Below are 14,437 nucleotides of genomic sequence, written 5' to 3' on the forward strand. Positions count from 1 at the left end.
TGGCGGTTTCGTGACCTGGTCGCGTCATGACGGGATCATCATGGACGTCATGCCATACGGGGACGAGCTGGACGCGCGTTTCGAGGCGCTGGTCGCCCAGATCGACGAGAAGGAACTGCGGCGGATGCGGGCCGCGGCGGGCCGGGGCGCGCGGCCCTCGGCGAGACCGCGACGGCTGCTGCTGCTGGCCGTCGCCGCGGTCATCGCGGTGGTCGCCGCCGCCGTCGCCGTGCTGGCTTCACAGCCCGGCCTGCTGCCCTGACACCCGTCCCTGCGACGCCTGACTGGACATCCGTCCCCGCCCTGACGCCTGACTGACGTCCGTCCCTGCCCTGACGCCCGTCCTGCCCTGACGCCCGTCCTGGCACGGCTGCTCCCGTCAGACGTAGCGGCCGACACAGTCGGTGAAGCGGCCGCCCGACACCGCGCAGTCGTAGGTGAAGTGCTCCTTGCCGCCGTGGCCGGTGTCGTAGTCGAACTCGGCCACCACTCGCCCAGCCCCACCCGGCGCGACCCGCAGCAGCGAGTACCTGCCGCCCGCCCGGATCACCTCCGGCTCCAGGAAGCGGCCCATGATCTCCGCGCGGCCCCGGTAGATCCGGCCGACGCTGTCGAAGGTGGCGTCCTCGGCGAAGACGTCCGCGACCCGGCGGGTCTCCCCCCGGTTGATCGCCTCGACGAAGCGGCCGACCAGTTCCCGGTGGCCCGCCGGCACCGACGCACCCGAGCCGGGCGGGGACGGGGACGGGGACGAGGACGGGGACGAGGGCGTCGAGGCGGACGAGGAGGGCAGGGCGGACGGCTCCCCGAGCCTGGGCGCACCCTGCCCGGCCGAGCACGCCGTGACGGCGACCAGCGCGCACAGCAGCGCCGCGAGAGATCGGGAGATCATGCCTTCATGCTGGCCGGGCGCCCCTCCGCCGGTCCAATTCCGGTTGTCATATCCCCTGGTTATGCGGTCGCCCGCCCTGACGGGCCGCTTAACATGTGCGAAACAATCGGGACACCGATCGGAAACGGCCTCGGCCTAGCTTCAGTGTGGAGAGTCATTTCCCAGGGAGGTTCGAGAGTGTTCAACTCCGCCGACGACGTCCTGAAGTACATCAGCGACGAAGGGGTGCAGTTCGTCGATGTCAGGTTCACCGACCTGCCGGGCACGACTCACCACTTCACCTTCCCGGTCGAGAACTTCAGCGGCAACGTCTTCACCGACGGTCTCATGTTCGACGGCTCGTCCATCCGTGGTTTCCAGGCGATCCACGAATCCGACATGCTGTTGCTGCCCGACCCGACGAGCGCGGTCCTCGATCCGTTCCGCCAGCACAAGACGCTCAACATCAACTTCTTCGTGCACGACCCGCTGACGGGCGAGGCCTACAGCCGCGACCCGCGCAACGTCGCGCGCAAGGCCGAGGAGTACCTCAAGGGCACCGGCATCGCCGACACGGTCTACTTCGGCCCGGAGGCGGAGTTCTACATCTTCGACGACGTCCGCTTCGAGACGAAGCAGAACGCCGGCTACTACTACATCGACTCCATCGAGGGCGCCTGGAACACCGGCAAGGCCACCGAGGGCGGCAACCTCGGCTACAAGCCGCGCTACAAGGGCGGCTACTTCCCGGTGCCGCCGATGGACCACTTCACCGACCTGCGCTCGGAGATGGTGCGCAACCTCATCGAGTGCGGCATCGACGTGGAGATGCAGCACCACGAGGTCGGCACGGCCGGCCAGGCGGAGATCGACTTCAGGTTCGGCACGCTGCTCAAGACGGCCGACAACCTGATGCTCTACAAGTACATCATCAAGAGCACGGCCATGGAGTACGGCCACACGGTCACCTTCATGCCCAAGCCGATCTTCGGTGACAACGGCTCTGGCATGCACTGCCACCAGTCGCTGTGGAAGGACGGCTCGCCGCTGTTCTACGACGAGGTCGGCTACGCGGGCCTGTCCGACACCGCCCGCTACTACATCGGCGGCCTGCTCAAGCACGCCCCGTCGCTGCTGGCCTTCACCAACCCGACGGTCAACTCCTACCACCGCCTGGTGCCCGGCTACGAGGCCCCCGTCAACCTGGTCTACAGCCAGCGCAACCGGTCGGCCTGCGTGCGCATCCCGATCACGGGCTCCAACCCCAAGGCCAAGCGCATCGAGTTCCGGGTGCCCGACCCGTCGTGCAACCCGTACTTCGCGTTCGCCGCCATGCTGATGGCCGGCATCGACGGCATCCGCAACAAGATCGAGCCGCCGGAGCCGGTGGACAAGGACCTCTACGAGCTCCCGCCGGAGGAGGCCCGCCAGGTCCCGCAGGTCCCGGGCTCGCTGCCCGAGGTGCTCAGCGCCCTGGAGGCAGACCACGACTACCTCCTCGAGGGCGGCGTCTTCACGCCCGACCTGATCGAGACGTGGATCTCCTACAAGCGCGAGAACGAGGTCGACCCGATCCGCCTGCGCCCCCACCCGCACGAGTTCGAGCTGTACTACGACGTCTGAGCGGCTGAGGCCGCGACCTGCGAAAACCTCGGCAGGTGAGCTGCCGGGCACTCGGGCATCCCACGTGAGGCCGTCGAGCGACCGTCCGTCCAGGACACGCTCGGCGGCCTTTCGCATGCGCTCTTCTCCCACTGGAAGACGCTCAGGTCCTTTCGCGTGCGGCCACCGCCGGGTGGAATGGCTGCATGCCGATGCCACGGTGGTTAAGTAGGAAGGCCGCGCGCGCCGCCGCCGAGGACCAGGACGTCCTGGCGCGTGCCCACGGCGCTCGGATGTTCGCCGAGGCCCGCGAGGAGCTCAACCGAGCGGATATGAAGGCTCAGGTCCTCCTTGGCATCGCCGGGGTGGGCATCGGAGCGGTTGCCGGCGGGCTGCTCGCCGGCAACTGGTCGCCTGTACGGCTTCACCCGGGCCTGCAGTGGCTATGGTGGGTGGGTGCCGCGTGCGCTCTCGGAGCGCTGGCCTGTCTGGCGGGGGCGGTGTACCCGCGCCTCACGAAACGGGCACTCGGGCTGGCGTACTTCGGTGACGTCCGGCGGTACCGCTCGGCGCGAGAGATCGCCGAGGCGCTCCACAGGCATGGCGAAGATGATGATTTGACCAGGCTCGCGGAGCAGATTCAGGCCGTCAGCGTGATCGTCGGGCGGAAGTACCGGCTGATCCGATGGGGATTCTGGCTGTTGCTCGCGTCTGTCGGGACCACGAGCGGCTCCACGGTGCTCCAGTTGGTGCTCTGAGTCGCTGAGCGGTTGCCAAAGCGGCCCGCCGGACGTACGGATGAACCATGCGCCCGCTCCCCCAGGCTGCCTGGAATGCTCTGATCGAGTGTGGGTTCCCCCGGCGCTTCGCGTCAGGGGACACACTCCTTCGACAGGGTGACCGTGGCACGGGCGTCCTGGTGCTGATCCGGGGTCAGGTGAAGGTGGTCCGCGTGGAGCCGGACGGAAGCGAGTTGTTGCTGGCCGTACGGGGAGCCCAGGACCTGCTGGGTGAGCTGGCCGTTCTCGATGGCGAAGAGCGGTCGGCGACGGTGTCCGCGCTGACGTCTTGTCTGGCTTATGCGGTGACGGCCGAGCGGTTCCATCGGGTCGTCCACGAGTTCGAACTGCACGGCCTGCTGATCCGGCGGGCGATCCGGAGCCTCCGGGAAGGCGAGGGCATCCGGGCCGAACTGGCGGGACTGTCCGCCGTGATGCGCGTGGCCCGGACCCTGCTGCGGCTGGCGGTCGGCCTAGAGGTGCCGCTGACGCAGAGCGAGGTGGCGGCGGCGACGGGCCTGTCCCGGTCCGCGGTGGCCGGCGAGTTGGCCGCGTTGCGGCGGTCGCACATCATCACCACCGCGCGGCGCCGGATGGTCATCCGGGACCTCGACGCGCTCCGTGCTCTGGCATGGCATGAACGTCCAGTTCTGGACACTCGCCCGGAGGGCTGAGTGTCATCGTGTAGCCAACCTTTCGGATCGGACCTGGAGGCTGTCACCATGATCCCCGACGGGACGAGCCACCCCCTACCGCCCTATCGCGGACTGCTGGCCGTGGACATCGTCAAGTACTCCCGCAACCAAGACCGCTACCTGCCCGAGCTGAGCGGGATGCTCCCTCAGGTGCTGGAGGAAGCATTCACCCGGTGCGAGCTCGACCACGTCTGGCATGAGAGGCGCTTCCCCGATCATCCTGGAGACGGCTATGTCTTCGGCATGTCGCCCAGCCATCTGCCGTTTCTGATCCATCCCTTCCTGGGCGCTCTCCAGACCACGCTGTGGGAACGCGCGGCCTCCCTGCGTGCCCGTGACCGTGCCCTGACGTTGCGGTTGCGAGCGGCCTTGCATGTGGGGCCGGTACCCGACGTGGGCGACACTCTGCACGATCGCAAGGCGAAAGCCACCAACGACGCCTTCCGGATGCTCGACTCCGTCGCGCTGAGGCAGGTGATGGACCGGACGGAGCCCGACGTCACCCTCGTGGCGGCCATCGTCTCGGGCCGGGTGTTCCAGGATGTGGTGGAGAGCGGCTACACGGCCGTGCATGCCAGGCAGTTTCACCACGTCACGGCCGAGGTTCCGGAGAAGGACTTCGCGCAGGACGCCTGGATCTATGTCCCACGACCGACGTTCGCCGAGACGAGGCAGGAGGAGACCGCCCAGGAACCTCGCGAACCCGACACGGGCACAGACTCGGGCGCGGATGCCGGCGCAGGGGGTGCGGCGGGGGCTTCGGCAGTGTTCCATGACCGGGTCGGCCAGGCTTTCACCGGGGGAACGTTCCACGGTGGCATCCACTACCGGGAGTCGTGACCCATGCAGCCGACTGCCGAGTTCTACGACAGGGTCGGGATGGCTCTGGTGGGAAGCGTCGTCCATGGCGGCATCACGCTGGTCGGCAAGCTCGTCGCCACGCGACGGCTGGACCCGCAGGACGTCGCCAGGTTGCGGGCCCTGTACGTGCCGGACAGCGACACGCTGGAGCGAGCCGTCATCGCCGCCCGCGATAGAGGCGCGGTCGTGCTCTGCGCGGAGCCCGGAAGCGGTCGCCGCATCACCGCAGTCAGTGTTGCGGCCGATCTCGGCCTGGTCCCCGAGTGGCTGACCATCGACCAGATCGACCAGGACGACGTACGTGCCGGAATGCAGCGCGAAGCGGGCAAGGCATACCTGCTGAACCTGCAGGAGAGCGATCCCGACGTGTTGCCAGCGGTGGGCCGGGAGTTGGGAGACTACATCACGCGTTTGCGTGAGGTGGGGTCTTGCCTGGTGGTCCTGGCCACGGGACAGGAACTCGGTGCGCTGGACCTCGCCGTCGTCCCCGAGGTCGTCAAGCTGCGCCCGAGTGACAGACGGCGGGTGTTCCTGGCACACCTGGAGCAGTGGTTCTCTCCAGACGAGGCGTCGGCTTGGGTTCATGACCAGCGGATCGGCGCCGCGCTGGACGACGCCTCCACCCAGGACGCCGTCACGCTGGCTGAGCACGTCCACGAATCAGGTCACCGCGCCCCGCACCTGGGCGCCGACGAGGTGCTCGCGGCCTATCACCACTGGGAAACGGAGCTCAAAGGCTGGTTCAGTGCCACACAGGAGCCGAGTCACGGATATCGGCGGGCACTGCTGTTGGCCGTGGCGGCGCTGGAGGGCGCACCGGTGGGCAGGGTGTTCAGCGCCACCGACCGCTTGTGCGAGGCCGTCGGTATCGACCATCCTCCTGGCCGGGGTCTGATCGGTCCGGGCATCAGGACGCACCTGCAACAGGTGAACGCGACGTGCGTGGACGGCACGGCGGTGTTCGAGCGCCCGCGGTACGGCTCCGCCGTGCTGGACCACGTGTGGGCTGACCGGCCGAACTTTCAGGAGCATCTGACCACCTGGCTCAGAGGGCTGGACGACGACCGTCCAGCCGAGATCCTGCTGCGCCTGGCCATGGACAACCGCCTGCCCGACCTGGTGGTGGGCACGGTCGAGGAGTGGGCCGGCCGAAATCCGGACCGCGCGGCCGGCATGCTCACGGCGGCGGCGATGAGCGACGAACTCGGCCGGGCACTCCGCGGCAAGATGTACCAGTGGGCTAAGACCGGGCCGAACGAGGCACTGCTCGTGGTGGTCGCGATGGTGTGCGGTGGCCCATTGGCCGACACGTTCGACCGGATCGCGTTCACCCGGCTCAGGCATTTGGCCGGACGCAGGCTGCAGCGGGTCGACGCCGCCGTGCTGGCCGTCCTGGCCGAGCTGGTCACTCGACCGCAGTTGCGCGCCCGGACCATCGCAGAGGTGGTGAAGTGGGCCGAGTCCGGCGGGCGCGCCCAGGCCGCGGCTACGGAGGCCTTCCTCCATCTGAGCGGTCTGCGCTCCGCCAACGGTTCTTTGGTCCTGGTGCCGGAATCGACACGCGAAGCTCCGTTGATCACCGCATTGGCCGATGGATGGCGGGCGGTCCTGCGTGCGCCCGAACGGACCGCCGAGGCCAAGAGAGTGGCGGTGGAGTGGCTGGAGGACGTGGCGCAGGGGCGCGCCAACGGTGACGTGATCTGCCAGATCTTCCCTCGCGCCTGCCGCTCCAGCATGGACACCGGCCTGCTCACCCGACTCGTCTGGCACTGGTCCCAGTCCGCGCCAGACGACGGTGTCGACCGCGAGGGCCTGTGCGTCCAGCTCATGCGCCGGATCGGGGAATCCGATCGGCTCACGCCGGGGCTGTCCCCCGCGTACGACGTGGAAGGGACTCCCGGATGGGATTCCTAGAGCGAATGGAGGCGCGCTTCACCCATCGACGTCACGGCGAGTGGGTCGCACACTCCACCCGTCACGCGGTCCTCTTGCGCAGCGCGCCAGAGGACCTGGACGTCCGCGTGCAGCTCGAACTGTCCTGGCTCCTACCTCCAGGGTCGGAACCGGCCAGGGACGTCGAGGCCGATGCATGCAAAGGCCTCACCTCGACAGTGACCGAGGTGATCAAGCCGTTCTCGGTCCTGCATCGGGAGGAGGCGGAGAGCGCAGCGAATCTGGCCTTAGCCCGGTCTTGGTCATTCCAGCACCTCGCGCGGGCCCGTGCCGCCCTCAGCGTCGAACCGGAGGCGATCGAGTTCGCTCGCGAGCGGATGCTGCGGGACCTGGAAACCCGGCGGCGGCGAGATATCCAGCGCGCGGAGCTGGACCGGCTGGAGTCACTGAGAGAGACGATGCTGCGCGATGCTGCCACAGCGCGCCTGTGGTGGACCGGCGGAGACCCTGCGAAGCTGCTGCAGCTCACCGAGCACGGGGACAAGTTCGAACGTGCCCTCAGCCTGCTCGCTTCCAGCCCGGGAGGCGCCGGCGCCTCACGGGAGGAGGCCGTGGTGGCCGAGACCGTACGGGACTTTCTCACCGGCCTCCAGCCGGAGCATCGTGTCTTCCTGCTCCACCAGCTCGTCAAGGTGTTCTCCGGCTACGAACGACCGGACCTGGCCGCCCGGCTGAACGGCCAGGCCGGGGAGAGCCCGCCCGGCGCGGCCAGTCCGCCGGGTTCCGGCCGGTGAGGGGTCAGTGGCCCACGGCCTGGCGGGAGGTGAGGGCGTCGAGGAGGCCGGGGAAGGCGTGGTCCATCTCGGCGCGGCGCAGGGCGTTCATCCGCGAGGTCCCGACGTAGTACTGCCGGATCAGGCCCGCCTCGCGCAGCACCTTGAAGTGGTGGGTGGCGGTGGACTTGCTGACCGGCATGTCGAAGGTGCCGCAGGCGAGGTCGTGGCCGGCGGCGTCGAGCTGCGTGACGATGCTCCGGCGTACCGGATCCACCAGGGCCTCCAGCACCTGTTGCAGGTCGAACTCGGACACCTCGGGATGCGGCGGCGTGCGTTCCATGAGCCCATAGTACGACAGTGGTCGAAGTTTGACAGCCATCGTACTTGTGGGGCACAGTGGTCGCGTCGGCGATGAGCGAAGGAGTGCGGCGTGGCAAGGACTGTGCGTTTCCATGAGATCGGCGGGCCCGAGGTGATGCGGCTGGAGGACGTGGAGCCAGGCGAGCCGGGACCCGGTGAGGTGCGGATCCGGGTGGACGCGATCGGCGTCAACCGGGCCGAGGCGTTGTTCCGGCTGGGGGTGTACATCGAGCAGGTCAAGCAGTTCCCCGCCCGGCTCGGCACCGAGGGCGCCGGGGTGATCGAGGCGGTCGGGCCGGGGGTGACGGGGTTCGCGGTGGGGCAGGCGATCAGCATCGTGCCGGCCTTCTCACAGAACGACTACGGCGTGTACGCCGAGCGGGCCATCGTGCCGGCGAGCGCGCTCCTGCCCCGTCCGGACGGGGTGGACGCGGTGTCCGGGGCCGCCGTCTGGATGCCGTACCTCACGGCGTACGGCGCGATGGTGGAGGTGGGCCGGATCCGGCCGGGCGACGTGGCGGTGGTGAACGCGGCCTCCAGCAGCGTCGGGCTGGCCGCCATCCACACGGCCGACCGGCTGGGCGCCACGCCGATCGCCGTCACCCGGACGCGCGACAAGCGGCAGCGGCTGATCGAGGAGGGCGCGGCCGAGGTGATCGTCTCGGAGGAGGAGGACGTGACGGCCCGCGTGCTGGCGCTGACCGGCGGCAGGGGCGCCGAGTACGTGTTCGACGCCGTCGCCGGGCCGGGCGTGGCGGAGCTGGCCCGAGCCGTGGCCCCCGGCGGGACGCTGTTCCTGTGGGGCATGCTGAGCGGGCAGCCGACGCCCTACCCGGGGTTCGACCTGGGCATGCCGGCGCTCAACATGCGCACGTACACGGTGCACGAGATCACCAGGGACCCGGAGCGGCTGCGCCGCGGCGCGGCGTTCGTCTCCTCGGGCCTGCGCTCCGGCGCCTTCCGCCCGGTGGTGGACCGCGTGTTCCCGCTGGAGGAGATCGCGGCGGCGCACCGGCACATGGAGTCCGGCACCCAGGTCGGCAAGATCGTGGTCAGCGTGGCCCACTGAAGGGGCCTCATCCGTGGTGGCGGGAGCGGATGCCGGTGATGCGGCGCAGCACGTCCCACCAGAACGGCGCGCCGAACATCAGCGCCACGTACGTCAGCAGGTAGCCGGGCCAGTGGCTGGGGGTGGTGAGGCGGTCCCACCAGGCGGCGCCGTTCCAGTGGACGGCCGGGTCGCCCTCGGCCGGGACGGACACGCTGACGATCGCGTGGTCGAACACCTTGACCAGGGCGGGCTGGCTGAGCGTCTCGGTGATGCACGGCACCGGGTCGGACCGCTCGCAGCGCGCCCGCAGCTCGTCGTAGGCGTCGGGCCCGGCCTCGGTGACGGCGGTCACGGAGGCGCGGAAGGCGTTGTCGCGCAGCAGCGTCTTGCCGTACTCCAGGCCGTCCATGGTGAACAAGAGCGTCACCACCAGGCCCAGGGCGGCCAGCACCCACTTGACGTACCTCTTGTACAGCATCGACAGGCGGTGCATCTCGCCGTCGAACCAGCTCTCCACGCCCTGCCGGAACCGGTCGAGGTCGCGCTGCGCGCTCTCCCAGACGCCCTTGAGGTGGCCGTGGAGGGGGCTGCCCATCGACTTGAGCTTGGCCAGCAGCCCGTCGACGCCGCCCTCCTCGGCCGCCGCCATCTCCAGCACGGCCCCGGCGAAGCGCCCCGGCGGGAGGTTCGCGATGCTGGTGCGGCCCCGCGTGGGGTGGTCGATCTCGCGGACCCGCTGGTAGAGCAGGTTGGTGACGGCGTCCTGCGCCTTGGTCTCCTGGGCGGGCACCGTGGCCGCCTCGGCGGGAGCCGGCTGGTCGCTGTGGGGCGGGCGGGGGTCGCGGGCGAACGGCAGCGCCGCGAACACGTCGCGCACTCCGGCGGGCAGCCACGAGCGGCCCTGGGCGTCGCTGCCGTCGAGGGTGTCGCGCAGGAAGGCCCACAGGAACTTGCTGCGGATGGCCAGCAATCGTACGAACGCCTCGTTCACGCCGCTGACCAGCAACGACAGCAGCAGGAACGCCAGCACCACGCCTAAGGCGAGATCCACGTAGACCGACAGCAAAGTGATCACCCCGCGCCTTGATACACCCCCGCGGCGGCCCGCGCAACGCGAAATGGCGGAATCAGGACCCGCGGACGTCAGGACTCGTAGAAGACGCGCTCCACGACCTGTCGGGCGCGGCGGGTGACGCGGCGGTAGTCGTCGAGGAAGTCCTGCGAGCCGTCCGGCGGATAGCCGAGGATACGGGCCAGCAGCAGGCGTTCGCGCGCGTCGGCGGGGACGCTGTCGCCCGGCCGGCCCCGTACCAGCATGATGGCGTCGCGGATGCGGGAGGCGAAGCGCCACGCCTCCTCCAGCACCACCTCGTCGGCCCGCGCGAGCAGGCGGGCCTCCACCGCCGCGCGCAGCGTCTGCAGGGTGCGGGTGGTGCGCAGGGCCGGGACGGCGCCGGCGTGGCGGAGTTGCAGGAGCTGGGCCACCCACTCCACGTCGGACAGCCCGCCGGGCCCCAGCTTGGTGTGCAGGGCGGGGTCGGCGCCGCGGGGCAGGCGTTCGGCCTCCATGCGGGCCTTGAGCCGGCGGATCTCACGGGCGGCGTCCTCCGGCAGGCCGCCGGGCGGGTAGCGCAGCTCGTCGATCATGGCGGTGAACGCCGCGCCGAGCGCGGGGTCGCCGGCGGAGAACCGGGCGCGCAGCAGCGCCTGCGCCTCCCAGGGGGACGACCAGCGGGCGTAGTAGGCGGCGTACGAGGCGAGCGTGCGGGCCAGGGGGCCCTGCCTGCCCTCCGGCCGCAGGTCGGGGTCGATGAGCAGGGGCGGGTCGGGGGCGGGGAGGCTGAGCAGGCGGCGCAGCTCGTTGGCGATGGCGAAGGCCGCGTCGGTGGCCTCCCGCTCGGCGGCGCCGGGCTCGGGAGAGTGGACGAACATGACGTCCGCGTCGCTGGCGTAGGACGACTCCATGCCGCCGAGGCGTCCCATGGCGATGACGGCGAACCTGGTGGGCGGCTCGGCGCCCCGGTCGGCGCGCACCTTGCCGGTGGCGGCGTCGAGGGCGGCCTGGATCGTCACGTCGTTCAGCGCTGACAGCGCCACGCCGACCTGCTCGATGTCGACGAGCCCGAAGATGTCGGCGACGGCCGTGCGGAACAGCTCCCTGCGCCGCAGCGCCCGCACGGCCGTGACCGCGCTCTCGGGGTTGCCGGCGTGACGGGAGACGGCCGCGGCGGCCTCGGCCCGCAGCGACTCGGGCGGGCGGACGGCGAGGTCGTCGTCGGAGCCGAGCAGCGCGACGGCGTCGGGAGCGTGCGTGAGCAGGCCGGTGGCGTAGCGGCTGGTGCCGAGGACCCGCGCCATGCGGGCGGCCACGGCGGTCTCGTCGCGCAGCAGCCGCAGGTACCACGGCGTGGCGCCGAGCTTGTCGCTCACCTGGCGGAAGCCGAGCAGCCCGGCGTCGGGGTCGGGGGTGTCGGCGAACCAGCCGAGCATGACCGGCAGCAGCGTCCGCTGGATGGCCGCGCGCCGTGACACGCCCGCCGTGAGGGCGGCGATGTGGCGCAGCGCGCCGTCGGGATCGACGTAGCCGAGCGCCCGCAGCCGCGCGGAGGCCGCCGTGGGCGACAGCCGGGCCTCCTTCTCCGGCAGGCGGGCCACGGCCTGCAGCAGCGGGCGGTAGAACAGCTTCTCGTGCAGCCGCCGCGCCTCCCTGGCGTGCCGCCGCCAGCGGGCAGTGAACTCCCCCACCGGGTCGGCCTGCATGCCGAGCGCCCGCCCGAGCCGGCGCAGGGCGCCGGGGTCCTCCGGCAGGACGTGGGTGCGGCGCAGCCGGTGCAGCTGGAGCAGGTGCTCGACCTGGCGCAGGAACGTGTACGCCTCGGCCAGGCCGCGGGAGTCGTCGCGGCCGACGTAGCCGCCCCGGGACAGGGCGGCCAGGGCGGGCAGCGTGGCGCGGCGGCGCAGCAGCGGGTCGAGCCGCCCGTGGACGAGTTGCAGGAGCTGCACCGCGAACTCGATGTCGCGCAGCCCGCCCGGCCCGAGCTTGAGCTGGCGGTCGCCCTCGGCGCGCACGTGGGCCTCGACCCTGCGGCGCATGGCCTGGACGTCCTCGACGAAGTTGTCGCGGGTGGCCGCCGACCACACCAGCTCGTTGACCGCCTCGACGTAGGCGGCGCCGAGCTCCAGGTCGCCGGCCATCGGCCGGGCCTTCAGCAGCGCCTGGAACTCCCACGTCTTGGCCCAGCGGCGGTAGTAGGCCAGGTGGCTGGCCAGCGTGCGCACCAGCGGCCCCGACCGGCCCTCGGGTCGCAGCCCGGCGTCGACCTCCCACAGCGAGCCCTCGGGCGTGGCGGCCGAGCAGGCCCGCATCATGGCCTGGGCGAGCCTGGTCGCGGCGCGCAGCGCCTTGGTCTCGTCGGCGCCTTCGCGGGGCTCCGCCACGAAGATCACATCGACGTCGCTGATGTAGTTGAGCTCGCGGGCGCCGGCCTTGCCCATGCCGATCACCGCGAGGCGTACGTCGTCGCAGTCGTCGCCGGCCGGCAGTTCGGACCGGGCGATGGCCAGGGCGGCCTCCAGAGCGGCGCCGGCCAGGTCGGACAGCTCGCCGGTGACCTCGCCCAGCGTGGCCTCGCCGGTGAGGTCGCGGGCGGCCACGCGCGTCAGCCGGCCCCGGTAGGCGACGCGCAGCGCGGCGAGCGCGGCGGGCTCCGCGGCGCGGGGGCTCGGGTCCGCCGGGTCGCCGCCGACGGCGCGCAGCAGCTCGTCGCGGGCGTGGCCGGGTCCTGGCTCGCGGAGCAGGGCGAGCTGCTCCGGGTGGCGGGCCAGGTGGTCGCCGAGGGCGGCGCTCACGCCGAGGACGGCGAGGGTACGGGCGCGGAGCCGGTCGTCACCGCGCAGCGCGTCGAGGGCGTCGGGCGCCTGCTCGGCCAGCCGGGCCAGCGCGGCGAGCGCGAGGTCGGGGTCGGCGACGTCGACCAGCCCGTCGAGCAGGTCGTCGAACGCCGCTCCGCCCTGCTGGACGAGCCGGGCGGCGGTCGCTCCGTCGGCGAAGCCGAGCTTGGCCAGCCTCGCGGCGGTGGACTCGATCCTGGGCACCCCTCCATCTTGACAGGCGGCCGGGCGACCCGGCTTGAATAGAACGCAACGTTGCGTTGCATTTCGATGGAGGAGGCGGCATGGGTCCGGGGGGAAGCGGCAGGGACGTGCGAGGAGACGGCGGGGAGGCGCGGGGGGACGGCCTGGGACGGGTTCCGGCGGGGGTGACGTGGGGGCTGCTCGCGGCCTGGGCGGTCCACGACGCCGAGGAACTGGCGACGATGGCCCGCTGGATGCGCGAGGCACGGCCGTGGCTGGCCGAGCGCTACCCGCGGGTGCCGTGGGAGCGGCTGGAGGTGTCCCAGCGGCACGCGAGCGTGGCCATCGCGCTGATGGGCGGGGTCGTGGCGGGCGCCGCCGCCGTAGGGGCGCGCACCGGCGGGCGGAGCCGGGCGTTCCAGGCGGTGCTGGCGGGGTTCGGGGCACACGGGGTCATGCACCTGGCGCAGGCCGCGGCCGTCCGCGGTTACACGCCGGGCTCGGTGACGGCGCCCCTGGTGGTGCTCCCGTTCACGGCGTGGGCGTGGCGGCGGTTGCGCGCGGCCGGCGTGCCGGTACGCGGCGGGGCCTCCACGTGGGCGGGCCTGGCGGCGCTGCCGCTCGTCCTGGGCGGCGTCCACGCCCTGGCCCACGTCCTCACCCGCCCGCGCCGCCCCGCGACTCCGCTTGCCCGCCCCTGACGCCGAGCGGCGCCGGGGCGGGCGCGTCAGGGCCGGGGGCGTCAGTGGCGGGCGCGTGAGGGCGGGGCGTCAGGGCGGGGGCGGGGGCGTCAGGCTGAGGTGGAGGCGCGGACCACGGCTGCGAACGCCTCGGCGACGGGGCGCCAGGCGGCGACCAGCTTGTCCTCGGCGGCGCGGACCCGGGCGATGTGCTCCTCGCCGGACGCCAGCGCGGAGCCCGTCGCCCAGGTGGCGAAGATGTCCGGCGTCGCCTCCGGGTGGAACTGGACGGCCCACGCCGTGGAGCCCAGCCGGTACGCCTGGTGGGGGTAGAGGGGGCCGGTCATGAGCGGCACCGCCCCGTCGGGCAGCCGCGACATCACGTCCCGGTGGTACTGGATCGCCACCGCCGCGCCGACGCCCGACAGGAGCCGGTCGGACGCGGCCTCGGGCAGGGCGGTCACCTCGCACAGCCCCACCTCCAGCCCTTCGCCGCCCCGCTCCACGGTGCCGCCGCAGGCCATCGTCATGAGCTGCGCGCCGAGGCAGACGCCCAGCGTGGGCGTGCCGTCGGACACGGCGCGCGCCAGCAGGTCGCGCGTGGCGGGCAGCCAGGGGTAGGTGTCGTCCTCCCAGGCGGCCGGCTCGCCACCGAGCACGATCAGCCCGTCGGCGGCCCGGTCCGGCACCGGCTCGCCCCGGTACGGCCGGACGACCTCGCACGCGACGTCGAGCCAGCCGTCGAGGAAGCCCGGCCCCGCGTCCGCCTCATGCTCGATGACAGTGATCCGCATA

14 protein-coding genes are annotated in these 14,437 nt (G+C 71.7%); 9 read left to right on the forward strand and 5 right to left on the reverse strand.

The annotated features are described in order from the left end of the window. The first annotated feature begins 49 nt into the window (after nucleotides 1-49). A complete protein-coding gene (locus tag FHU36_RS03485; RefSeq protein ID WP_185082355.1) occupies nucleotides 50-262 on the forward strand; it encodes a hypothetical protein in 213 nt (70 codons plus the stop codon). A 117-nt stretch (nucleotides 263-379) separates the two neighbouring features. Here FHU36_RS03485 and FHU36_RS03490 read toward each other — a convergent pair whose 3' ends face one another. Beyond that, on the reverse strand, nucleotides 380-892 hold the full coding sequence (locus FHU36_RS03490) for a nuclear transport factor 2 family protein (RefSeq protein ID WP_185082356.1): 513 nt from the start codon (nucleotides 890-892) through the stop codon (nucleotides 380-382). Nucleotides 893-1,069: 177 nt separating this feature from the next. Here FHU36_RS03490 and glnA point away from each other — a divergent pair, with 177 nt between their 5' ends. The 6 genes from glnA to FHU36_RS03520 all read left to right on the forward strand — a co-directional run bounded on the left by glnA (nucleotide 1,070) and on the right by FHU36_RS03520 (nucleotide 7,495). Beyond that, nucleotides 1,070-2,494, forward strand: a complete 1,425-nt coding sequence (gene glnA / locus FHU36_RS03495) for a type I glutamate--ammonia ligase (protein WP_185082357.1) — start codon at nucleotides 1,070-1,072, stop codon at nucleotides 2,492-2,494. 185 nt (nucleotides 2,495-2,679) lie between these two features. Beyond that, nucleotides 2,680-3,231, forward strand: a complete 552-nt coding sequence (locus FHU36_RS03500) for a Pycsar system effector family protein (protein ID WP_185082358.1) — start codon at nucleotides 2,680-2,682, stop codon at nucleotides 3,229-3,231. Nucleotides 3,232-3,278: 47 nt separating this feature from the next. Continuing rightward, nucleotides 3,279-3,926 (forward strand): Crp/Fnr family transcriptional regulator, encoded by a 648-nt coding sequence (locus FHU36_RS03505; RefSeq protein ID WP_185082359.1) that lies wholly within the window; start codon nucleotides 3,279-3,281, stop codon nucleotides 3,924-3,926. Between the two features lie 102 nt (nucleotides 3,927-4,028). Continuing rightward, on the forward strand, nucleotides 4,029-4,787 hold the full coding sequence (locus FHU36_RS03510; RefSeq protein ID WP_185082360.1) for a hypothetical protein: 759 nt from the start codon (nucleotides 4,029-4,031) through the stop codon (nucleotides 4,785-4,787). 3 nt (nucleotides 4,788-4,790) lie between these two features. Further along, nucleotides 4,791-6,722 (forward strand): hypothetical protein, encoded by a 1,932-nt coding sequence (locus FHU36_RS03515; protein WP_185082361.1) that lies wholly within the window; start codon nucleotides 4,791-4,793, stop codon nucleotides 6,720-6,722. 107 nt (nucleotides 6,723-6,829) lie between these two features. After that, nucleotides 6,830-7,495 (forward strand): hypothetical protein, encoded by a 666-nt coding sequence (locus FHU36_RS03520; RefSeq protein ID WP_185082362.1) that lies wholly within the window; start codon nucleotides 6,830-6,832, stop codon nucleotides 7,493-7,495. 4 nt (nucleotides 7,496-7,499) lie between these two features. Here the strand turns inward: FHU36_RS03520 and FHU36_RS03525 are convergent, their stop codons facing one another. Continuing rightward, nucleotides 7,500-7,817 (reverse strand): ArsR/SmtB family transcription factor, encoded by a 318-nt coding sequence (locus FHU36_RS03525; protein ID WP_185082363.1) that lies wholly within the window; start codon nucleotides 7,815-7,817, stop codon nucleotides 7,500-7,502. A 90-nt stretch (nucleotides 7,818-7,907) separates the two neighbouring features. Between FHU36_RS03525 and FHU36_RS03530 the strand changes: the two genes are divergently transcribed. Further along, entirely contained in the window at nucleotides 7,908-8,906 is a 999-nt protein-coding gene (locus FHU36_RS03530; RefSeq protein WP_185082364.1) for a zinc-dependent alcohol dehydrogenase family protein, read from the forward strand. A 7-nt stretch (nucleotides 8,907-8,913) separates the two neighbouring features. Here FHU36_RS03530 and FHU36_RS03535 read toward each other — a convergent pair whose 3' ends face one another. Together FHU36_RS03535 and FHU36_RS03540 are read right to left on the reverse strand one after the other, a co-directional pair. Next, nucleotides 8,914-9,963 carry a hypothetical protein gene (locus tag FHU36_RS03535; RefSeq protein WP_312891420.1) on the reverse strand — a complete coding sequence of 350 codons (1,050 nt, stop codon included), beginning with the start codon at nucleotides 9,961-9,963 and terminating at the stop codon, nucleotides 8,914-8,916. Nucleotides 9,964-10,031: 68 nt separating this feature from the next. Next, entirely contained in the window at nucleotides 10,032-12,983 is a 2,952-nt protein-coding gene (locus FHU36_RS03540) for a bifunctional [glutamine synthetase] adenylyltransferase/[glutamine synthetase]-adenylyl-L-tyrosine phosphorylase (RefSeq protein WP_185082365.1), read from the reverse strand. An 80-nt stretch (nucleotides 12,984-13,063) separates the two neighbouring features. Here FHU36_RS03540 and FHU36_RS03545 point away from each other — a divergent pair, with 80 nt between their 5' ends. Continuing rightward, a complete protein-coding gene (locus FHU36_RS03545; RefSeq protein WP_185082366.1) occupies nucleotides 13,064-13,663 on the forward strand; it encodes an HXXEE domain-containing protein in 600 nt (199 codons plus the stop codon). A gap of 89 nt (nucleotides 13,664-13,752) precedes the next feature. Here the strand turns inward: FHU36_RS03545 and FHU36_RS03550 are convergent, their stop codons facing one another. Beyond that, nucleotides 13,753-14,436, reverse strand: coding sequence for a type 1 glutamine amidotransferase (locus FHU36_RS03550; RefSeq protein ID WP_185082367.1), 684 nt, complete (start codon nucleotides 14,434-14,436; stop codon nucleotides 13,753-13,755). Nucleotide 14,437: the final 1 nt, after the last annotated feature.

The sequence above is a fragment of the Nonomuraea muscovyensis genome (assembly GCF_014207745.1).
In the GTDB taxonomy this organism is placed as follows: Bacteria; Actinomycetota; Actinomycetes; order Streptosporangiales; family Streptosporangiaceae; genus Nonomuraea; species Nonomuraea muscovyensis.